This window comes from Nocardiopsis sp. YSL2 (assembly GCF_030555055.1).
Classification (GTDB): Bacteria; Actinomycetota; Actinomycetes; order Streptosporangiales; family Streptosporangiaceae; genus Nocardiopsis.
This window is the reverse complement of sequence record NZ_JAMOAO010000001.1, coordinates 5,252,478-5,272,861: the sequence shown is the minus strand read 5'-3', so window position 1 is coordinate 5,272,861 and position 20,384 is coordinate 5,252,478. Positions and strand designations below refer to the sequence as shown.

Sequence of the window (20,384 nt, the reverse complement as noted above, 5' to 3'; positions counted from 1 at the left end):
CGGGCCGGGCGAGCGCGGACACGCCTACACCCGGACCGCCTCGCGCGCAGCTCCCGCGGTACGCAGCACGGCCCGGGTGCTCGCGCTCGGAGTCAGGTCGAGCCGGCGCAGGAGCTGGGCGTTCAGCGCGACCACGACCGTGGACAGCGACATCATGATCGCGCCGACCGCCATCGGCAGGACGAACCCGACCGGTGCCAGCACACCCGCGGCCAGAGGCACGGAGATCAGGTTGTAGCCGGCGGCCCACCACAGGTTCTGCTTCATCTTGCGGTAGCCGGCCCGCGAGAGCTCGATGACCGAGAGCACCGAGCGCGGGTCGTCACTGGCCAGGATCACCCCGGCCGAGCCGATGGCCACGTCCGTCCCGGCGCCGATCGCGAGCCCGACGTCGGCCTGGGCCAGCGCGGGGGCGTCGTTGACGCCGTCGCCGACCATGATCACCCGGTGGCCCTGCTTCTGGAGTTCGGCGACCTTGGCCCCCTTGTCCTCGGGTCGGACCCCGGCGAAGACCTGGTCGATCCCCAGGTCCACGGCGACGGAGCGGGCGACGGCCTCCGCGTCGCCGGTGATCATCACGACCTTCATGTCCAGGGCGTGCAGGGCTCCGACGGCCGCGCGGGACTCCTCCCTGACCTCGTCGGCCAGCGCCAGCGCGCCGATGGCCTCGCCGTCGGAGAGCACGTGCAGGATGATCGCTCCCTCGTCCTTCCATGCCTGGACGGCGGCCACCTCCTCCGCGCCGTGCTCGGCGAGCATCGCGGGACCGCCCACGCCGATCCGGGCCCCGTCGACCGTCCCGGAGACGCCCACCGCGGTGGCGGCGCGAAAGTCCGACGCCCGCGGGACGTCCAGGCCACGATGGTGCGCGGCCCGGACGATGGCCTTGGCGAGCGGGTGCTCGCTGTCGGCCTCGACCGCGGCGGCCAGGGCCAGGACCTCGTCCGTGCCGCGCCCTGCGACGGACTCGACGTGCGAGACGGTCGGTTCGCCCTTGGTCAGAGTGCCGGTCTTGTCGAACAGGACGGTGTCGGCGGTGCGCGTGCTCTCCAGGGCCAGCCGGTCCTTGATCAGGACCCCGCCCCTGGCGGCGCGCTCGGTGGCGATGGAGACGACGAGCGGAATGGCGAGCCCGAGGGCGTGCGGGCAGGCGATGACGAGCACGGTGATGGTCCGGACGAGTGCCTCGTCGGGCGTCCCGAGCAGGGCCCACACGCCCAGGGTCAGGGCTCCGGCGACCAGGGCGAACCAGAAGAGCCAGCCCGCGGCCCGGTCGGCGAGGCGCTGGGCCCTGGAGGAGGAGCTCTGGGCCTGGGCGATCAGCTTCTGGATCCCGGCCAGGGCGGTGTCGTCGCCGACCGCGGTGACGCGGACGCGCAGCGCGGTGTCGGTCGCGACGGTTCCGGCGACGACCTGGTCGCCCGGGCCGCGGGCGACCGGGCGCGACTCGCCGGTGATCATCGACTCGTCGACGTCGGCGGTGCCCTGGGTGACCTCGCCGTCGGCCGGAACACGACCGCCGGGGCGCACGACCACGGTGTCGCCGAGGACCAGGTCGGCGGGGGCCACCGTGACGACGGAGTCGCCGACGACCTTCTCGGCCTCGTCGGGCAGCAGCGCGGCCAGCGACTCCAGGGCGGAGGAGGTCTGGGCCAGGGAGCGCATCTCGATCCAGTGGCCGAGGAGCATGATCACGATGAGCAGGGCCAGCTCCCACCAGAAGTCGAGCTCGTGGGAGATCAGGCCCAGGCTGGCGCCCCAGGAGGAGACGAACGCGACGGTGATGGCCAGAGCGATCAGCAGCATCATGCCGGGGCGCAGCTCCCGGACCTCGCCGACGGCGCCGGTCAGGAACGGCTTGCCTCCCCAGAGGAACATCACGGTGCCGAGCAGGGGGGACACCCACTCCACGCCGGGAAGGCCGGGGACGGCGTAGCCGACGATGCCCGCGAACATCCCGCTCAGCAGGACCGTGGGCACGGCCAGCGCCAGCATGCCCCAGAACAGCCGACGGAACTGCCCCACATGGTCACCATGTCCGCCGTGGCCCGTGTGCCCACCGTGACCGCTGTGGTCAGCGCGTCCGGTGTCGTCGGCGTGACCGACGTGGCCGCCCTGCCCGTGCTGCTCGTGTTCTGGGGAGTTCGTGTTCATACCACGGAACCTATACCCCCCGGGGGTATACAGCAAGGCTCTGAGTAGTGATCCACGTCACACATATCGCCACTGTATACCCCGGCCCGGCCTCCCTCCCCCGGACGACACGGCGTCCACCGCCCGGGTCATCGGTCGCTTCCGGGCCGACCGGGACACCGAGTGGAACGGGGCCCGGGGCGGAACCGCGACGGCCGCCACCGGCTCCGTCGATCAGCGAGGAGGTCGCCGTGATCGTCTCGCGGATCGACTCCGTCCGAGCGGCCTCACCCCCGCCCTCTCCGGCGCCGCGGGGCCGTACACCCGGCCTGATCGCTCTGGCCCGTTCCCCGGCGCCGGTCCCGCCGCCCCTCCGCCGCTCGCGGGCGTGCGAGGACCGGTCCCGGCGGGCGTTACGGTGCTGTGGGGTCACCGCGCGGCTACCGCCCCGGCCGCCCACCGCCCCGCCCTGCCCGAATCATCCGCTCCGCTCCGGAGCCACCAGATAGGAATCGTGTGAACAGCGACGACCTCCCCCTGCGGGACCTGCGTCTGATCGTGACCGGCGGGGGGACAGGTGGCCACACCTACCCCGCGCTCACCACCGTGCGCGCCCTGCGCGACCGCCTGGAAGCCGCCGGCCGCACTCTGGACGTCCTGTGGGTGGGCACGGAGAACAGCCTGGAGTCCCGGGTCGCGGCCGACAACGGCATCGACTTCGCCCCGGTCGCCACCGGCAAGATCCGCCGGTCCAAGAACCCGCTCAAGCTGGCCTCCCCCGAGAACATCCGCGACATGGCCAACGTGCCCCTCGGTGTCGCCCAGGCGCGTTCACTGGTCTCGGACTTCACACCCGACGCGGTCCTGGCCACCGGCGGCTACGTGGCGGTACCGGTCGGCCTGGCCGCGAAACTGTGCGGGCGGCCCCTCGTCGTCCACGAGCAGACCGTCCGCCTGGGGCTGGCGAACAAGGTCCTGGCCCGGGTGGCCGCACGAGTCGCGGTGTCCTCCCCCTCCACCCTCGAACTCCTCCCGGACAGCGCGCGCGAGAGCGCCGCGGTGACCGGCAACCCCGTCCGCCCCGAGGTGCTGACGGGACGGGCGGACCTGGGCGCCAAGGGGCTGGGGTTCGACGGGCACGACCCGTCGCTGCCCACCGTCTACGTCACGGGCGGCGCGCAGGGCTCGGCGCAGATCAACGAGACGGTGCGCGCCGTCCTGCCGTGGCTGCTCGACCGGGCCAACGTGGTGCACCAGTGCGGCGCCGCGAACCTGGAGGGCCTGCGCGGGCACGCCGCCGAGCTGCCCGCCGACCTGGCCGCGCGCTACCACCTGACGGCCTTCGTCGGCCCGGAGCTGCCGGACGTGCTGGCCCTGGCCGACGTGGTGATCTCGCGCAGCGGCGCCGGAACCATCGCCGAGCTGACCGCCCTGGGAAAGGCGGCCGTCTTCGTCCCCCTCGCCTCCTCCGCGGGCGACGAGCAGCGCCACAACGCGCGCCACCTGCAGGACTCCGGTGCCGCCGCGGCCCTGCTGGACGATGTCACGCCCGAGAACCTGCGGACGGCGGTGGACTCGCTGCTGTCCGACCCGCAGGCGCGCGAGCGGATGGCCGAGCGGGCCCGTGAGCACGGTCGGCCCGACGCGGCCGAGCGCCTGGTCGACGTGGTCCTGTCGGCGGCCCGCGGCTAGGGCGTGTTCCGTGGATGCCGCCCGTCGCGGGCGGCGTTCCGGTGCGGCTGTCGCAAGGCCGAAGAAGAAGGCGTCCCGGTGTGGCTGTCGACCGATGAGAACGCGGCGGGAGTCGTGCCGGGGCGTCGCGCAGCAGGGTGAGTATCCGCGGAACATACCCCAGGGCGGCATCCACCGGACGCACCGCGGGTGCGGGGCCCCGACCGGCCGGGCCCCGCACCTCCCGCGGAACCGGGCCCCGCCAGGGCCCCGAACCCCGCCCCTGACACGCTCAGCCGCAGGTCAGAGGCCGGTCAAGCTTGTGAATCCCGGGCGAAGGGAGCAAGCTGGAATGAGCGACGCGCAGGGGACCCGCCGTAGCGCGGGTGACGGCTGCGGCAGGGGGGAGGCGCGTCCATGGACAGCGAGGACGTCCCGGCGGTCGTGCCCGCGATCGTGCCCGAGCAGGCCGACGCCGTCTCGGGCCGTGCGGGCGGCGAGGGCACGCCTCCCACGGCCGTGCTCAAGCAGTGGGCGCTGGACCAGATCCCCCTGCCGATGGCCCTGCTCGACCACGGGGCACGCGCGATCGCGGTCAACGCGGCCATGGAACGGGCGATGGGCAGGCCCGAACGCGACCTGCTGGGCCTGCGTCTGGGCGAGTCCGGCCCCGACCTCCTCGTCCAGGGCCTGAAAGGCATCGACAAGGTCCTCGAGCGGGTCCTGCGCGAGGGCGCGTCGGCGCCCTACGAGGCGTACCTGCGCGTGCCCGGCGAGTCCCGCGAGCACGCCTGGCTGCTGAACCTGTATCCCGTCAAGGACGCCGACGGCCGGGTCCGGGCCCTGTCCGTGGCGGGTGTGGACACCACCGAGCAGTACCGGGCCCGACGGCGGCTCGGCGTGCTCAACGAGGTCGGGCTGCGCATCGGCACCACCCTCGACCTGGCCCGTACCGCGGACGAACTGGCCCAGGTCAGCACGGAGCACTTCGCCGACTTCGCCGTCGTGGACCTGCTGGACGCGGTCGTGCGGGGGGAGGAGGCCGACCCGGTCACACCGGGCGACGAAGCGGTCTTTCGCCGGTCCGCCCAGCGTTCGGTGATCGAGGGGTGCCCCGAGTCCGTGATCCCGCTCGGCGGGCTGCACTCCTACACCGTTCACTCACCGCCTGGCCTGGCGCTGAGCACCGGGCGGGCGGCGCGGTACACGGTCGACCACGCCCACGTGCGCTGGTGGGCCGCCGACGCGCCCGAACGCGCCCACAGCATGACGCGGCACGGGATGCACTCGAAGCTGTTGGTGCCCCTGACCGCGCGCGGCGTGACCCTGGGCCTGCTGATCCTGGCCCGCCACCGCACACCCGAACCGTTCGGCGAGGACGACCAGTTCCTGGCGGAGGAACTGGCCTCCCGCGCGGCACTGTGCGTCGACAACGCCCGCCGGTACACGCGTGAGCGCGCGAACGCGCTCGCCCTCCAGCACAGCCTCCTCCCCCACCGCGCGCCCCGGCAGGCGGCGGTGGAGGTGGCCTCGCGCTACCTGCCCGCCCACTCCCGGGCCGGGATCGGTGGCGACTGGTTCGACGTCATCCCGCTGTCGGGGGCCCGGGTGGCGCTGGTGGTGGGCGACGTGGTCGGCCACGGCCTGCAGGCCTCGGCCACCATGGGGCGCCTGCGCACGGCGGTACGCACGCTGGCCGACGTGGACCTGGCGCCGGACGAGCTGCTCACACAGTTGGACGACCTCGTGCTGCGCCTGGACCGCGAGGAGGCGGCCGCGGACGCCGGCCGGTCCGGGCAGGGCGAGAGCGCGGGCGAGTTCGGCGCGACGTGCCTGTACGCCGTGTACGACCCGGTCTCGCGGCGCTGCGGCATGGCCAGGGCCGGGCATCCGCCTCCGGCGCTGGCCACGCCGGACGGCCGGGTCGAGTTCCTGGACGTGCCGGCCGGACCGCCGCTGGGCCTGGGCGGCCTGCCCTTCGAGGCCACCGAGTTCGACGTGCCCGAGGGCAGCGTCATAGCCCTGTACACCGACGGCCTGGTCGAGGCGCCGGACCGCGATCCGGACGCCGGGTACGCCTTGATGCGCGCCGCCCTGGCCGATCCCGGAGGCGCCTTGGAGGACACCTGTGACAGGGTGCTGCGCGCCGTGCTGCCCGGCCGCCGCGCGGACGACATGGCGCTCCTGCTGGCCCGGACACAGGTCCTGGACGCGGAGCACGTCGCCACGTGGGAGCTGCCCAGCGATCCGGCGATCGTCTCCAGGGCCCGTGAGCTGGCCGGTGCCCAGTTGGCGTCCTGGGGGCTGGAGGAGGCGGCCTTCGTCACCGAGCTGGTCGTCAGCGAGCTGGTCACCAACGCCCTGCGCTACGGCAGTCCGCCGGTGCGGCTCCGGCTGATCCGCGACGAGACGCTCATCTGCGAGGTCTCCGACACCGGCAGCGCGGCACCGCACCTGCGGCGTGCCCGGGTCTACGACGAGGGGGGACGCGGCCTGCTCATCGTCGCCCAGCTCACCGAGCGCTGGGGCAGCCGCCACACGGGGGCGGGCAAGACCATCTGGGCCGAGCAGGAGCTGCCGTCGGCGTGAGCGCGCCCCGGGGCCGGGAGATCGTCCGGCTGCGCCTGCTCCGGGCGACCGGTGCGCACGGCGCTCCCGGCGAACCCGCCTGAACTGGGCGATATCCGGGTGTACGGCGTCCTCTCGTACGCTTCCGCGCATGCACGAAGCACCCGAGAAGGGACACCAGGTTCTGCAGGGCCGCACCCCGCGGAGCGGCCACGGCACGGAAGCCCTCCTCTCCGTGGTTTCTCTCAGCGATCCGTGGGAGGACGGCGAGCGCGAGGCCTTCGAGGCGTCCGCCTCCGAGGTGGTCATGGTCGCGCCCCTGTTGCGCGTGGTGGGCGAGTCGGGGCGGCGGCGCCTGGTCGTGGGCCGCGTCCGGGTCACGGCGACCGGACAGGAGCGCCCCCGGGTCGCCCTCGCGCTCCAGGCGGCGTGGTCGGAGGCGGGCGGCTGGCACGAGGAGACCGGACCCGTGCCCGCGGCCGACGACGCCCTCATCGCCTCGCTCGCCGAACCAGCGCACAGGATCGACGGCGACACCGCGCGCGTCGCGGTGACCATGGCCAAGGCGTTCGCCGAGGCCTCGCGCAACGACGTGCTCCGACTGCGCGGGCTGCGCTACGAACTCGAACGCGGAATCGCCGACCAGCTCGCCGGACGGTCCGACACCGCCCTGCGGCCTCTGCTGGCCGCGGCCGTCGAGCTCGCCACGGCCGTGGGCCGGGCGCGTGACCAGGCCGTGGAGGCGGCCCGTTCCGGGCTGTGGGTCTGGCTGTGGCACGAGGCGGTGTACCGGGCCGACCTGCCGCACAGGGAGGAGCCGCCGAGCGGGAGCGACCTGCCGGAGTGGGCGGCCACGTACCGGGCCGGGGTGCGCCACTGCGAGGCGATGGACGCCGAACTGGCGGAGGAGGCCTCGCGGCTGCACTCCCTGCTCAACAGCATGTCCACGTTCGCGATCGCCCAGGGCTCGGAGGCGCAGGACCGGTTCACGCTCGTGGTGGGGGTCGGTGCGTCGGTGGTGGCGCTGCCGGCGCTGGTCCTGTCGCTGTACGGCGCGGCCCCGTTCCTGCCGATGGACTCCTTCGACCGCGCCTGGCGTGCGCTGCTGCCGATCGGGATGACGGCGCTGGCCGCGGCGCTGATGGCGATCAGGTGGATGCCGGGCCGGGCGTCGGCCCGGCACTACGGGGCCACGGCCGCCGTGATCGTGGCGCTGCTGTCGGTCCTGCTGCTGGCGGGCGTCCTGGTCCCCGGCTGACCTTCACCGGCCCGAGCCGGGTGGCCGAGCGGACCCTGCCCCGGGGCACGGTCGTGACCTGCCGCGACGCCTCGTACGCGGTCAACGGTGAGTACCCCGGGCAGGTCACCGCCCACGACTCGGTCGCCCGATCGCCGGCGGGCGCTGGCCGAACCGCTGCACCGCGCCACGGCCCGCTGAGGCGGTCGCGGTCGGGGTGGGGAACCCGCGCCGGCCCGCCCCGCCCCCTCCCCTGCCCCCCGGTCCCGCTGGGGCCGCGGCCTCCCGGTCGTTGACCCGGAGGTCGCACGCTGGAAACGTGACCGGAACGGGACCGCGACGAACGGAGACCACGTGCACGACGACCGCCGGGCGACCGAGGCGCGACTGGAGCGGGCGCTCCGCGAGCGGGTGTGGCCCGCGGTGTACTCGGCGCCGGTCCCGATGGAGGTCGCACGCTGGGACGTGACAGGGGAGCCGGTCGACGCGGCGCGGGGCGTCGCCGCGCCCTACGAGCCCGCCGCGGTGGGCGACGCGTGGGGCCCCGCCTGGGGCACGACGTGGTTCCGACTGCGCGGCCGGGTCCCCGACGCGTGGGCTGGCCGCCGGGTGGAGGCCGTCGTCGACCTCGGCTTCGACCAGGGCATGCCCGGCTTCCAGTGCGAGGGCCTGGTCCACCGCCCCGACGGGACGGTCGTCAAGGGCCTCCAACCGCGCAACGCCTGGATCCCGGTCGAGGCCGGGGCGGGCACGGCGGTGGAGTTCCACGTCGAGGCCGCCGCCAATCCCGTCATCCTCGACCACCCTCCCTTCCGGCCCACGGACCTGGGCGACGGTCCCGGACCCGCGGACCGTCCTCTGTACCGGCTGCTGCGCGCCGACCTGGCCGTGTTCGAGACGGCGGTGTGGGAACTGGCCATGGACCTGGACGTCGCGAGCGGGCTCATGCACACCCTGGACACCGGGGACCCGCGCCGCTGGGAACTGCTGCGCGCGCTGGAGCGCTCCCTGGACGCGCTGGACCCCCAGGACGTCCCCGGCACCGCCGAGCGGGCGCGCGCGGTCCTGGCCCCCGTGCTGCGCTCCCCCGCTCCGGCGAGCGCCCACCGGGTCTCCGCCGTCGGGCACGCCCACATCGACTCCGCCTGGTTGTGGCCCCTGCGCGAGACCGTCCGCAAGGTCGTCCGGACCAGTGCGAACGTCGTCGAGCTGATGGCGGACCACCCCGACTTCGTGTTCGCGATGAGCCAGGCCCAGCAGTGGGCCTGGCTCCAGGAGCACCGGCCCGAACTCTTCGACCGGGCGGCGGAGCTGGCGCGGGACGGCCGGTTCGTACCGGTCGGCGGGATGTGGGTGGAGTCCGACACCAACATGCCCGGGTCGGAGGCGCTGGCCCGCCAGTTCGCCTACGGCAAGCGGTTCTTCCGCGACGAGCTCGGCATCGACACCCAGGAGGTGTGGCTGCCGGACTCCTTCGGCTACTCCGCGGCCCTGCCGCAGCTGGTCCGGCTGTCGGGGTCGCGCTGGTTCCTCACCCAGAAGATCTCCTGGAACCAGGTCAATCCCTTCCCCCACCACACCTTCTGGTGGGAGGGCCTGGACGGCACCCGGGTCTTCACGCACTTCCCGCCGGTGGACACCTACAACGCCGAGCTGACGGGCGCGGAGCTGGCGCACGCCTCCCGGACCTTCCGCGACAAGGGCGGGGCGACGCGGTCGCTCGTACCGTTCGGCCACGGCGACGGGGGCGGCGGCCCCACCCGCGAGATGCTGGCCCGGGCGGCGCGCCTGGGCGACCTGGAGGGGTCGCCACGGGTGGCGGTCGAGCGCCCCGCGTCGTTCTTCGCCCAGGCGCACGCGGAGTACCCCGACGCCCCGGTCTGGCTCGGTGAGCTGTACCTGGAGCTGCACCGCGGCACCTACACCAGCCAGGCGGCGACCAAGCGGGGCAACCGGCGCTGTGAGCACCTGCTGCGCGAGGCCGAACTGTGGGCGGCCACCGCCGCGGTGCGCACGGGCTCCGACTACCCCTACGCGCGGCTGGAGCGCGTCTGGCGCACGGTGCTGCTGCACCAGTTCCACGACATCCTGCCCGGCAGCTCGATCGCGTGGGTGCACCGTGAAGCGGCCACCGCCTACGCCGAGGCGGGAGCGGAACTGGCCGAGGTCATCGGGGCGGCGCAGGCGGCCCTGGCCGCGGACACGGGGTCGCACACGAGCGCGAGCACGGCGGAGTCCGACACCGGGGTGGTCGACAGTACGCCGGACGGCCACACGGTCTTCAACGCGGCACCGCACGAACGCGACGGGATCCCCGCCATGGGCGCCGGCCCGGCCGCCGCCCCGGCGCCCCCGGAGGCCGCCGCGACGGTCGGTCCGGGCCCGGACGGCGGCCTGGTCCTGGACAACGGACTGCTGACGGTCACCGTGGACGGCCGGGGGCTGGTCACCTCGGTCCTGGACCGGGTGGCCGACCGCGAGGTCCTCGCCCCGGGGCGGCCCGGCAACCTCCTCCAGCTGCACCAGGACGTACCCAACCAGTGGGACGCGTGGGACGTCGACGCGTTCTACCGCAACACCCGTGAGGACCTCACCGGCCTGGACACCCTGGACGTGCTCGGCCCCGGCGCCGGACCGGCGGGCGCGGTCGCGGGCACGGCGACGGTGCGGGTGACGCGGTCCTTCGGCTCCTCCACGGTCGAACAGCACCTCTCGCTCGGCCCGGGCGCGCGTCGGCTGGACGTGACGACGGTCGTGGACTGGCACGAGCGGGAGAAGTTCCTCAAGGCGGCCTTCCCCGTCGACGTGCGCGCGCACGAGGCGGCCTGCGAGATCCAGTTCGGCCACGTCCGACGCCCCACGCACACCAACACCTCCTGGGACGCCGCGCGCTTCGAGGTCTGCGCGCACCGCTGGGTGCACGTCGGCGAGCCCGGCTACGGCGTGGCCGTGGTCAACGACTGCACCTACGGCCACGACGTGACGCGTGACGTGCGCGAGGACGGCGGGACCACCACGACGGTGCGGCTGTCCCTGCTGCGCGCCCCGCGCTTCCCCGACCCGGAGACCGACCAGGGCCTGCACCGGTTCCACTACGCGCTGGTGCCCGGGGCCGCGATCCAGGACGCGGTGCGCGAGGGGTACCGGATCAACCTGCCCCCGCGCGAGGTGCCGGGGGCGGCCGCCGTCGTGGAGCCTCTGGTGCGGGTCGACGACCCGGGCGTGGTCGTGGAGTCGGTCAAGCTCGCCGACGACCGCTCCGGCGACGTGGTGGTACGGCTCTACGAAGCCCGGGGCGGGCGCGCCCGGGTCGCCGTACGGCCGGGTTTCCCGGTGAGCGGGGTGCACGCGGTGAACCTCCTGGAGGAGGAGTTCGAGGGCGCTCCCGTCCTGGATACCGCGATCGGGTCCGGCGGAGCGGACTCCGGGGACGGGCCGATCGCCGTCACGCTGCGTCCGTTCCAGATCCTCACGCTGCGTCTGCGGCGGCCGGCCTCCCACCCCTGACGGGTCCGGGCCCGCGGCCGAACACCTGGTCGGCGGCGTCCCCTCCGGGACGGGAACCGCCGGAGTCCGGCCGAGCCCCGGGGACGCGGCGGTCACGCACGGCCAGGGACCGTTGACAGAAGCGACAGGGGCACGGATAATCACCCCAGTTCTGGGAGCGCTCCCAGAACTGTCTCACGAGGGCGGCCGCTCCCCCTCTCCTCCGGGCGCGGTCGCCCGCCGTGGGCCGCACCGTCGCGGCCCGCCCCGCCCCCGCTCACGAGACGAGGACCCCCCATGACCTCTGTCGCCACGTCTTCCCCACCCCACGCATCAGCCTCCACGGATCACGCGTTCGACCTCGGCCTGCTGCTCCTGCGCGCCACCTGCGGACTGACCCTGGCCGCCCACGGCGCCCAGAAGCTCTTCGGCTGGTTCGGCGGCAACGGCATCAGCGGCACCGGCGAGTTCTTCGCCGCCGCGGGCTACCGCCCCGGTGAGCTCATGGCCGTGGTGGCCGGGCTCAGCGAGTTCCTGGGCGGTCTCGGCCTGGCCCTGGGACTGCTCACACCACTGGCCGGCGCCGCGGCCATCGGCGTCATGGTCAACGCCGCAGCGTTCCACTGGAGTGACGGGTTCTTCGGTGGGATGGAGTACCCGCTGGTGCTCGCGCTCGCCGCCGCCGCCATCGCCGTGACCGGCCCGGGACGCTACGCCCTGGACCGCCTGCTGCCCCTGCTCCACCGGCACCGCCTGTACTACGGCCTGGCCGCCGTCGTGCTGGGCGCCGGAACCTCCACCGCCGTCCTCCTCCTGCGCGCCTGACTCCGGCCGGGGCCGGTGTGCCGCCCAGGGCGGACTCCGGCCCCGGCCCACTCCCGGTCACCGGCGCAGACCAAACGCGTGGGGCACGACTACCGCTCATGACCCCATGCCGGGTCACGGAGTTCCTCCGCGGCCGGAAGCGTGCTGACTGAATACTCATGAAGCAACGGTTCGTGTGGGAGTCTCCCGATACCGTGGGCCGCGGGCACCGACGTCCCCGAGTACCCCCGGGTGCGACGAACTGGAGAACTACCGGCATGAGCGAGACGACCCCCGCAGCGGACACCCGCACCGTCGACGACGGCGGAGCCCCGGCGCCGCGCAAGCGGGTGAACCGGCGTGAGCAGATCCTGCGCACCGCCGCCGACGCCTTCGCCACGCAGGGGTTCAACAACACCTCGCTCGCCGACATCGCGGCGATGCTCGACATCACCCCGGCCGGGGTCCTGCACCACTTCGGGTCCAAGACCGCCCTGCTCACCGCCGTTCTGGAACTGCGCGACGACACCGACCCGGCTCCCGAGGGCAGCCGGATGCTCGACCACCTCGTGGCCACCGCCGAGCGCAACGCCGAGCGCCCGGGGACCACGCAGCTCTACGCCGTGCTGTCGGCGGAGAGCGCCACCGACCGCCACCCCGCCCAGGAGTGGTTCCGGGACCGCTTCACCGTGCTGCGCCGCGAGATCGGGGACGCCGTGCTGGACCGCCTCGGCCCACGTGAGCGCGAGGCGGCGGACACACCCGGCCCGGACGGCCGGACCCCGGCCGACGAGGCGGCCGCGGCGGTCATCGCGGTGATGGACGGTCTGCAGGTCCAGTGGCTGCTGGACCCGGAGGCCGTGGACATGGCCGCGGTCACCGAGACGGTCATCGACGCTCTGGTGGCCCGCCTGTCCGGCCGGGGGTGAGCGGGGCCCGCGGCAGGGTCGGCCGTGGGGGATCCGACAGCTCACATGAACGGCACCGAGGGTGCGGCGGTGCTCGCGGGTGCGACCGCGGGCACCACCGGTGACAGGCGCCGGGGGCGGGCTCAGTCGTCGATCGGCCAGCCCGTGTACGCCTCGGCCAGATAGGCCGCGCCCGCCCGGCTGCTCGTCACCATGTCGAGCTCGCCGAGCTGGCGCTGGATGTCGAAGGGCGTGGCCTCCGGCGGCGTGTGCAGCATCGAGGTCATCCACCACGAGAAGTGCTGGGCCCGCCAGACCCGGCGCAGGGCCGTGGGGCCGTAGGAGTCCAGGTGCCGTTCCTCGCCCGAGGCCAGGAACTCCTCCAGCACGCGGGCCAGCACGACGACGTCGGCCACCGCCAGGTTCAGGCCCTTGGCCCCGGTGGGCGGCACCGTGTGCGCCGCGTCTCCGGCCAGCATCAGCCGGCCGAAGCACATCGGGTCGCACACGTAGCTGCGCATCGGGATCACACCGCGCTGGAAGATGGACCCCTCCTTCAGGGCGAAGCCGTCGCCCGCCACCCGCGCCTGGAGCTCGTCCCAGATCCGGGCGTCGCTCCAGGCCGCGGGGTCCTCGTCCGGGGCGCACTGGAAGTACATCCGCTGCACCTCGGGCGTGCGGGTGCTGATCAGCGCGAACCCGCGGTCGGAGCGGGCGTAGACCAGCTCGGGCGAGGAGGGCGGAGCCTCGGCGAGGATCCCGAACCAGCCGAAGGGGTAGGTGCGGAAGTGGTCGACACGCCGGTCCTCGGGCAGGGCCGCGCGGCTCACACCCGCCGAGCCGTCGCAGCCCGCCACCACGTCGCAGCGCAGTTCCACCCGACGCCCCTGGGCGTCGGTGAAGTGGACCGAAGGGCTGTCGGTGTCCACACCGCTCGGCACCACGTCGCTCACGCCGAAGCGTATGTCGGCGCCGACGGCCAGGCGGGTGGCGATCAGGTCCTTGAGCACCTCGTGCTGCGGATAGAGCCAGACCGAGCGGCCCACCAGCCCCGCGAAGTCGATCCGGTGGCCCCGGCCGCCGAAGCGGAACTCGACCCCGTCGTGCTTGGCGCCCTCGGTCAGGACACGAGTGTCCACGCCGGTGCCCGTCAGCAGGTCGACGGTGCCCTGTTCGAGGACCCCGGCGCGGATGGTGCTCTCGATCGCGTCGCGCTCTCGGGTCTCCACGACGACCGAGTCGATGCCGCGGGCGGCCAGCAGGTGGGACAGGACCAGGCCGGCGGGACCGGCCCCGATGATGGCCACCCGGGTACGGGTTGTGAGTGAGTTCATGCCCCCACTGAATCGGTGGGCCGGGTCACAGACCAGCAGGCCGTTCCGTCCAGTGGAAGATCGGGGAGAATGGACGCATGGCCGGCAACAGCACTGCGGCGGGTCGCTCGGTGACCGCGCGCGCCCTGGACCTCCTGGGCGCCTTCGACGCCGAGCACCCCGAGGCGACCCTGACCGATCTCGCGCGGCGCTCCGGGCTGCCGCCCGCCACCGCGCACCGGCTGGCCGGCGACCTGGTGACCTGGGGCGCGCTGGACCGCGACGCCGACGGCCGCTACCGCATCGGCCTGCGCCTGTGGCGGACGGGCCTGCTGGCCCCCGTGTCCGACCGGCTGCGCGAGACGGCCCTGCCGTTCATGCAGGACCTGTACGAGGCGACCCGGGAGAACATCCACCTCGCCGTCCTGGACGGGGACCGGGCCCTGTACGTGGAGAAGCTGTCCGGGCACCGCTCCGTCCCGGTGCTCTCCCGGGTGGGCACCCACCTGCCCCTGCACGCCACCGGGGTCGGCAAGGCGCTGCTCGCCTGGGCCGACGAGGACTTCCTGCGCGCCTACTGCGACCGCCCGCTCTCACGGCAGACCCGGCACACCATCACCGAGCGGGGACGGCTGCTGCGCGAGCTGCGCACGTCCGTCGAGCGCGGCTACGCCTCGACCAGCGAGGAGATGTCCCTGGGGTCGTGCTCGGTGGCGGTCCCGGTGTCGAACGGGACCGGACCGCCCGTGGCCGCCCTGGGCATCGTCGTCCGGACGGTACGCGCCGATCTGTCGCGGCTGGTCCCGGCGCTGCGCGCCGGAGCCGAGGGCCTCGGCCTCCGTCTGGCCGCCTCCGAGGACTGATCGCCCGGGGAGCGCCGGCCGCCCTCCGCGGGTCCGACCGGACCCGCACGGCCGACGGGCCCCGGGTGGCGGCGCGGGTCCGGCTCCGCCGGGGAGCCGGACCCGGCGGCTCACACCAGGGCCCCGAGGGTCTCCACCAGAGGGGTGGTCGGGCGCCCGATGAGACGGGAGAGCTCGCCGGTGGTCGAGGACAGCTCGCCCTCGCGCGTACCGGCGTCCAGGCCCACGACGAACCGGGCGGTGCCCTCGTCCAGCCCGGCACCGGTCAGGACGGCCTGGTGCTCCTCGGGGGTGACGTTGTCGACGACGACCTCGCGGCCCAGGACCCGGCCCATCGCGGCGGCGAGCTCGTCGAAGGTCCACGCGGTGTCGCCGGAGAGCTCGTGGACGGCGCCGGCGTGCGCGGCGGGGTCGCGCAGCACCGCGGCGGCGGCCGCCGCGTAGTCGGGGCGCGAGGCGCTGGCCACCCGGCCCGCTCCGGCGCTGGTGAGGACGGTGCCGGTCTCGCGCGCCTGCTGCAGCTGCTGCTCGTAGTTCTCGCTGTACCAGCCGTTGCGCAGGAGTGTGTGGGGCAGGCCGGAGGCGCGGATGATCTCCTCGGTGGCCTTGTGCTCCGGCGCCAGGACGAGGGTGCTCTCGGCGGCGTTGAGCAGGCTGGTGTAGACGATGTGGCCCACACCCGCGTCCTTGGCCGCCTGGACGGCGTTGCGGTGCTGGTCCACGCGCTTGCCGACCTCGCTGCCCGAGACCAGGAGCACGGTGTCGGCGCCCTGGAAGGCGGCCTTGAGCGAGGCGGGGTCCTCGAAGTCGGCGCGCGCCGTCGAGACGCCCCTGCCGGACAGGTCCGCCAGCTTGGCGGTGTCGCGCCCGGTGGCGGTGATCTGGTCGGCGGGCAGCCCCCCGGCCAGGAGGTCCTCGACGACGAGGCGGCCCAGGTGGCCGGTGGCACCGGTGATGACGACGGACATGTGCGGGGTCCTTCCGATGGAGGACCGGGACTTTCCCGGCCGCTGTGTGGTGCCAACCGGGCCGTTCATCCGCACATTCCAAAGGTCTTGTACCCACTTTTTGGTTAGTACTCCGGGGTGGGTGCGATACGGGGTGGGTGCGCTACGCAGTAGGTGCGACAGGACACGGTCGGAACGCGCGGCCGCAGGCCGGGGCGACCCGCGCCGGCGGCGGCTCCCGGGCCCGCAGCGTGGTGTCGGGGCGGGACCGCGCCCGCCCGGTGAGCCCGACCGCGCAAGCCCTGCGCGCCGGAGCGGGCGGCAGCGCCTCCGCCTCCAGGCGGCCGACGGGTCAGCGTCGGCGCACGAGCAGGGGTTGGGCGACCTCGCCGAGGCGGCCCCCGGCGTCGGACAGGGCGGCCCGGGTGAGCCCGAGGCCGTCGTCGGACAGTTCGGTGCCGCAGTCCATGTACGTCCAGTCGCCCTCGGGGTGGCGCAGGAGGGTCGCGGTCATGGTGGGCGGGATGGACAGCCACTCGTCCATCGGCAGGACCGCCGACAGGCCGTTGGCGGAGTCGGCGACGATCAGCGCGCGGGCCGCGCCGGTGAGCTTCTCCCCCGCCACCAGGGGGATGCGGACACGCGTCCACGCCTGGGCGGCGCCGGAGACGGTGAAGCCGCCCCGCACGAAGCGCCACTCGATGGCCTGGCCGTACCCCCAGCCCGTGCGACCGGCGAAGAGGTCCTCCTCGGAGGGCGCGGGCAGGGGCGGCGGCGCCACGGGCTCGCCGTGCACCGGCGGAGTGGGTCCGGTGGCGATGTGCCACGCTCGGGCGGTCACGGCGGTACGCCCGTCGATGATCATGTCGGCCTGGGTGAGGTGGACCTGGCGGCCGGGCCGCAGCGTGGTGAGTTCCACCCGCGCGGGCAGCCGCGGGATGGGGGCGAGGAAGTCCACCGAGATCCGCCCCAGGCGCAGGCCGGGGCCGACGGCTTGGTCGATCACGTGGCCCAGCAGCGCGGAAGGCGGGCCGCCGTGCTGGGCACGGCTGTCCCACGGGCTCTCTGTGGCCGCGGTGGGTTCGTAGGTCTGGTCGTCGAGGGGCAGGTAGAACGCTTCGGGCCCGGTTCCCATGCTGTGGCCTCCGTGGGGGGAGAGTGCGGCCGGCGCCCCGCGCCCGGGTCCGGCGGACTCAGTCCTATGACGGTCGTTATAAGTCGAGGGCCACGCTATCCCATCGCCCATCGCCTTCGGGAGCCGACCTGCCGCCTCCACCCGGGCCGCCAGGACGCCCGCGGCCCCGTCCACGCGTTCCGCTGAGCCGCGGGCACGGCGGACCGAGGTCTCTCGATCAGGACAGGTATCGTCGAGGAATGACGACACCGTCCTCCTCGACGCCGTTCGACTCCTCCGAGATCCTGACCGTCGGCGGACAGGTCCTGTCCGAGAACTGCCCGTCCCGGCGCCTGTTGGGCGACATCACCAGCAAGTGGGGCGTCCTCGTCCTGGTCTCCCTCTCCGAGGGCCCCCGGCGCTGGAGCGAACTCCTGCGCGGTATCGGCGGCATCAGCGAGAAGATGCTCGCCCAGACCCTGCGCACCCTGGAGGCCGACCGCCTGGTCCTGCGCGACGCCCGCCCCGTGGTTCCGCCCTACGTGGTCTACAGCCTCACCGACAGCGGCGAACAGGTCACCCAGCTCCTGCTCCCGCTGTTGGACTGGGCGCAGACCCACGCCATCGCCGAGGTCAGTGCTTCGGCCGACACCGCCTCGACCCGCTGAGCCCGACCCGCAACGCCCCCAAGGAACCCGCACCGCCGTCGCCGATGGCACCGTCCGAGTTCCACCGGCGGGCCACCGGCCGTCCGCGCGGGCGGTGCGCTACCGCGCCCGCTGCTCCCGGCCGGATCCGTGCTCGTGGGGATCGGCCTCGGCGGGGGTCAGGGCCGGTCCGGTCCTTCGCGTGCGCCACCACACCACGGCCGTGGCCGCGATGAGGATCGCGCAGGGGATCAGCATCTGCGCCGATCCGACGCCCGCCGACCGGTCCGTCCACTCCGCCGGGTCGGAGCGCAGGAGGACCACGGTGAGGAACGCGAGCGTGTTGTTCACCGCGTGGATCACGACCGCGGTCTCCAGGCCGCCCGTGCGCCACGTGATGAGGGCCAGCGTGGCGCCGAAGGTGAAGTAGTAGACGTTGAGCCACGGGTCGGCCGCGAAGTGGATCGCCATGAACACCAGGCTCGACACCACGACACCGATGACCAGGGCCGAGCGCGGACCGCGGCCCCAGCTCGCGGCGACCCGGAAGGCGAGCCCGCGCAGCCCGTACTCCTCACCGGCCGACTGCACCGGCACCAGCACGAGGATCACCGCGAACATCGCGAGCAGGTCGCCGAACCGCCAGGGCACCTCCTCCACGGGGGTGAGCGCGGAGAAGGCGGTCATGTAGACGGCCCAGAGGGGAACGATGACCAGGATCGCCCGGCCGAACACCGCGGGCCGGAAGAGCGACCTCACCGAGTGCAGCGAAGCCGCCCGCATCCCGTAGAGCCACCGTTGGATGAGCATGCTCCACGGGATGAGCAGGGCGAGCGCGAGCAGGTTCGAGCCCATGTCCACGGGGGTGAGCTCGGTGCCGCCCGTCAGCACGCTGTCCCTGCCGAGCAGGGCGTCGACGACGGCGGCGAGGAGCGTCAGGACGATGCTGAAGAGGAACATCCCTCCCACGAGGAGCACGAGTGCGGCGATGCCCCGCCAGATCCGGCGCTTGTCATCGGCCAGGACGCGGTGGTAGGGCACGCCCGGCGGGACCGGACGCGGCCCGCGACGCCGCGGCGGCGGCCCGGCGGACCCGGACGGAGCGGAGGGGCCGGACGGGATCGAGGCGCCGTCCGGGGGCATCGCGCCCGGTCCGGGGCCGGAACCGGGGGGCGTGGGGTGGGGCCCGTCGGTCGGTGCATGGCTCTCGTCGTAGGGGTTCATACCGTCAACGCTAGCCAGACGCGCCGCCGCGCAGGAGTGCCGGTTCACACGGGTTCGCGCTGCGGTCCTCACCCGCGGGAGATGACAGATGTCATGTCCCGGCGGCATCGCCCGAACCAAGTTGTGCATCTTGTTGACTGACGTCATGGATTTGCATAAGTTGGGGCCCCAGTGACCTTCGTCACTGACCCGTTCGGCTCGGAGCGCCACCCGCCCACGCCCGATCCCCCGCGCCTCCATCCTCATGGGCGCACCTCCACACGCCCCCCGACTCACAGGAGCACCCCCCGTGCGCAGATTCATCTCATTACTCGCCCTCGTCGCCGTCTCGGCCACCGCGTGCGGTGGCGGCGGGGACTCCGGCAGCGACGACGCCGTCCGCGTCGGCTACATCACGCCCCTGACCGGCGGCTACTCCGCCCTGGGCACCGACAACGAACTGGCCGTCGAACTCGCGGTCGCCCAGGTCAACGCCGACGGCGGCGTCCTGGGCCGGCAGATCGAGCTCATCACCCGCGACGACCAGAGCGAACCCGACCAGGCGGTCCTGGCCTTCAACGACATCCAGTCCCAGGACCCGGTCGCCGTGATCGGATCGGCCGTGTCCGACAGCGCCATGGCCACCATCCCCGCCGTCGAGCGCGCCGGAGTCCCCTACATCTCCCCCACGCCCGCCGACGAACAGCTCGACCCGCTGCGCGAGGAGGTCTTCGTCGTCCCGGCCACGGCCGCCGCCTACGCCGAACGCGCCCTGCAGTACTTCCAGGCCGAGGGCCTGACCGAGGTGTCCGTGGCCTACTCGGCCACCACCTACGCCGTCGCCGGGTTCCTGGCCACCGAGGAGCTCGCCGACGAGTACGGCATCGAGATCTCCGCGGTCAACGAGTACCAGCAGGACACCACCGACTTCGGCCACGTGTTCAGCGAACTCGACTCCGTCGACCCGCAGGCCCTGCTGTTCTGGGGCACCGGGCCCCCCGCGGTGACCTTCGCCCAGCAGTACGGGTCCGTCGAGGCCGACGTCCCCCTGGTCATGACCGGTGCCCAGGCCAGCCACCTGTGGCTGGAGCCCGCCGGCGACGCCGCCGAGGGCGTCACCGTGCTCAGCTCCATCGGCGTGGTCGGCGAGCACCTGCCCGAGGGCGAGCAGAAACAGGTCATCGAGGAGGTGTCGGCCGCCTTCTCCGAGGAGCACGGCTACGCCCCGCCCCAGTTCGCCCTGGACGGCTACAGCGCCGTGCGGCTGCTGGTCGCGGCGATCGAGAACGCCGGCTCCACCGAGCACGCCGACATCCTGGCGGCCCTGGAGGAGCTGACCCTGGTCACCCCCAACGGCACCTACGCCTACTCCGACTCCGACCACGCCGGGATCACCACCGACGCGATCTCGGTCAACACCGTCGAGGACGGCGCCTTCGTCCCCGTGCCCTGGGCGGTCGAGCAGCTCGACGCCGCGTACGGGGGTTGAG

The 20,384-nt window shown here is 73.8% G+C and carries 14 protein-coding genes; 9 read left to right on the top strand and 5 right to left on the bottom strand.

All coding sequences use genetic code 11. From position 1 onward, the window contains the following. Positions 1-24 precede the first annotated feature (24 nt). Positions 25-2,154 carry a heavy metal translocating P-type ATPase gene (locus M1P99_RS23250; RefSeq protein ID WP_304454703.1) on the bottom strand — a complete coding sequence of 710 codons (2,130 nt, stop codon included), beginning with the start codon at positions 2,152-2,154 and terminating at the stop codon, positions 25-27. Between the two features lie 495 nt (positions 2,155-2,649). On the opposite strand from M1P99_RS23250, the gene M1P99_RS23245 reads away from it, so the two are divergent. The 6 genes from M1P99_RS23245 (at position 2,650) to M1P99_RS23220 (ending at position 12,828) form a co-directional block, all read left to right on the top strand. Then, entirely contained in the window at positions 2,650-3,825 is a 1,176-nt protein-coding gene (locus M1P99_RS23245; RefSeq protein ID WP_304454702.1) for a glycosyltransferase, read from the top strand. Between the two features lie 396 nt (positions 3,826-4,221). Further along, complete coding sequence (locus tag M1P99_RS23240) at positions 4,222-6,393, top strand: SpoIIE family protein phosphatase (RefSeq protein WP_304454701.1); 2,172 nt, start codon at positions 4,222-4,224, stop codon at positions 6,391-6,393. Positions 6,394-6,523: 130 nt separating this feature from the next. Then, the gene (locus M1P99_RS23235) at positions 6,524-7,630 is read left to right on the top strand and encodes a hypothetical protein (RefSeq protein WP_304454700.1); all 1,107 of its coding nucleotides are present in this window, start codon (positions 6,524-6,526) and stop codon (positions 7,628-7,630) included. A 333-nt stretch (positions 7,631-7,963) separates the two neighbouring features. Beyond that, positions 7,964-11,116, top strand: coding sequence for a glycoside hydrolase family 38 C-terminal domain-containing protein (locus tag M1P99_RS23230; RefSeq protein WP_304454699.1), 3,153 nt, complete (start codon positions 7,964-7,966; stop codon positions 11,114-11,116). A 276-nt stretch (positions 11,117-11,392) separates the two neighbouring features. Then, a complete protein-coding gene (locus M1P99_RS23225) occupies positions 11,393-11,920 on the top strand; it encodes a DoxX family protein (RefSeq protein ID WP_304454698.1) in 528 nt (175 codons plus the stop codon). Positions 11,921-12,177: 257 nt separating this feature from the next. Next, positions 12,178-12,828, top strand: coding sequence for a TetR/AcrR family transcriptional regulator (locus tag M1P99_RS23220; RefSeq protein ID WP_304454697.1), 651 nt, complete (start codon positions 12,178-12,180; stop codon positions 12,826-12,828). A gap of 122 nt (positions 12,829-12,950) precedes the next feature. On the opposite strand, the gene M1P99_RS23215 is transcribed toward M1P99_RS23220, so the two are convergent. Then, entirely contained in the window at positions 12,951-14,141 is a 1,191-nt protein-coding gene (locus M1P99_RS23215; RefSeq protein WP_304454696.1) for a 4-hydroxybenzoate 3-monooxygenase, read from the bottom strand. Positions 14,142-14,218: 77 nt separating this feature from the next. Here M1P99_RS23215 and M1P99_RS23210 point away from each other — a divergent pair, with 77 nt between their 5' ends. After that, on the top strand, positions 14,219-14,983 hold the full coding sequence (locus M1P99_RS23210) for an IclR family transcriptional regulator (RefSeq protein WP_304454695.1): 765 nt from the start codon (positions 14,219-14,221) through the stop codon (positions 14,981-14,983). Between the two features lie 110 nt (positions 14,984-15,093). Here the strand turns inward: M1P99_RS23210 and M1P99_RS23205 are convergent, their stop codons facing one another. Beyond that, positions 15,094-15,951 (bottom strand): SDR family oxidoreductase, encoded by an 858-nt coding sequence (locus M1P99_RS23205; RefSeq protein WP_304454694.1) that lies wholly within the window; start codon positions 15,949-15,951, stop codon positions 15,094-15,096. Positions 15,952-16,282: 331 nt separating this feature from the next. Beyond that, positions 16,283-17,065, bottom strand: coding sequence for a thioesterase family protein (locus M1P99_RS23200; RefSeq protein ID WP_304454693.1), 783 nt, complete (start codon positions 17,063-17,065; stop codon positions 16,283-16,285). Between the two features lie 239 nt (positions 17,066-17,304). Here M1P99_RS23200 and M1P99_RS23195 point away from each other — a divergent pair, with 239 nt between their 5' ends. Continuing rightward, positions 17,305-17,712 carry a helix-turn-helix domain-containing protein gene (locus M1P99_RS23195; protein WP_304454692.1) on the top strand — a complete coding sequence of 136 codons (408 nt, stop codon included), beginning with the start codon at positions 17,305-17,307 and terminating at the stop codon, positions 17,710-17,712. Positions 17,713-17,811: 99 nt separating this feature from the next. Here the strand turns inward: M1P99_RS23195 and M1P99_RS23190 are convergent, their stop codons facing one another. Then, positions 17,812-18,915: a CPBP family intramembrane glutamic endopeptidase gene (locus M1P99_RS23190; RefSeq protein WP_304454691.1), complete on the bottom strand. Its 1,104-nt coding sequence runs from the start codon at positions 18,913-18,915 to the stop codon at positions 17,812-17,814. 289 nt (positions 18,916-19,204) lie between these two features. Here M1P99_RS23190 and M1P99_RS23185 point away from each other — a divergent pair, with 289 nt between their 5' ends. Next, complete coding sequence (locus M1P99_RS23185; protein WP_304454690.1) at positions 19,205-20,383, top strand: ABC transporter substrate-binding protein; 1,179 nt, start codon at positions 19,205-19,207, stop codon at positions 20,381-20,383. The last annotated feature ends 1 nt before the right edge of the window (position 20,384 follow it).

Excerpts from the sequence above, each read along its gene's own strand:
- M1P99_RS23195 (WP_304454692.1), top strand. The coding sequence starts at position 17,305 with ATGACGACACCGTCCTCCTCGACGCCGTTCGACTCCTCCGAGATCCTG.
- M1P99_RS23200 (WP_304454693.1), bottom strand. The coding sequence starts at position 17,065 with ATGGGAACCGGGCCCGAAGCGTTCTACCTGCCCCTCGACGACCAGACC.
- M1P99_RS23225 (WP_304454698.1), top strand. The coding sequence starts at position 11,393 with ATGACCTCTGTCGCCACGTCTTCCCCACCCCACGCATCAGCCTCCACG.
- M1P99_RS23210 (WP_304454695.1), top strand. The coding sequence starts at position 14,219 with ATGGCCGGCAACAGCACTGCGGCGGGTCGCTCGGTGACCGCGCGCGCC.
- M1P99_RS23205 (WP_304454694.1), bottom strand. The coding sequence starts at position 15,951 with ATGTCCGTCGTCATCACCGGTGCCACCGGCCACCTGGGCCGCCTCGTC.
- M1P99_RS23240 (WP_304454701.1), top strand. The coding sequence starts at position 4,222 with ATGGACAGCGAGGACGTCCCGGCGGTCGTGCCCGCGATCGTGCCCGAG.
- M1P99_RS23250 (WP_304454703.1), bottom strand. The coding sequence starts at position 2,154 with ATGAACACGAACTCCCCAGAACACGAGCAGCACGGGCAGGGCGGCCAC.
- M1P99_RS23235 (WP_304454700.1), top strand. The coding sequence starts at position 6,524 with ATGCACGAAGCACCCGAGAAGGGACACCAGGTTCTGCAGGGCCGCACC.
- M1P99_RS23220 (WP_304454697.1), top strand. The coding sequence starts at position 12,178 with ATGAGCGAGACGACCCCCGCAGCGGACACCCGCACCGTCGACGACGGC.
- M1P99_RS23215 (WP_304454696.1), bottom strand. The coding sequence starts at position 14,141 with ATGAACTCACTCACAACCCGTACCCGGGTGGCCATCATCGGGGCCGGT.
- M1P99_RS23190 (WP_304454691.1), bottom strand. The coding sequence starts at position 18,915 with ATGAACCCCTACGACGAGAGCCATGCACCGACCGACGGGCCCCACCCC.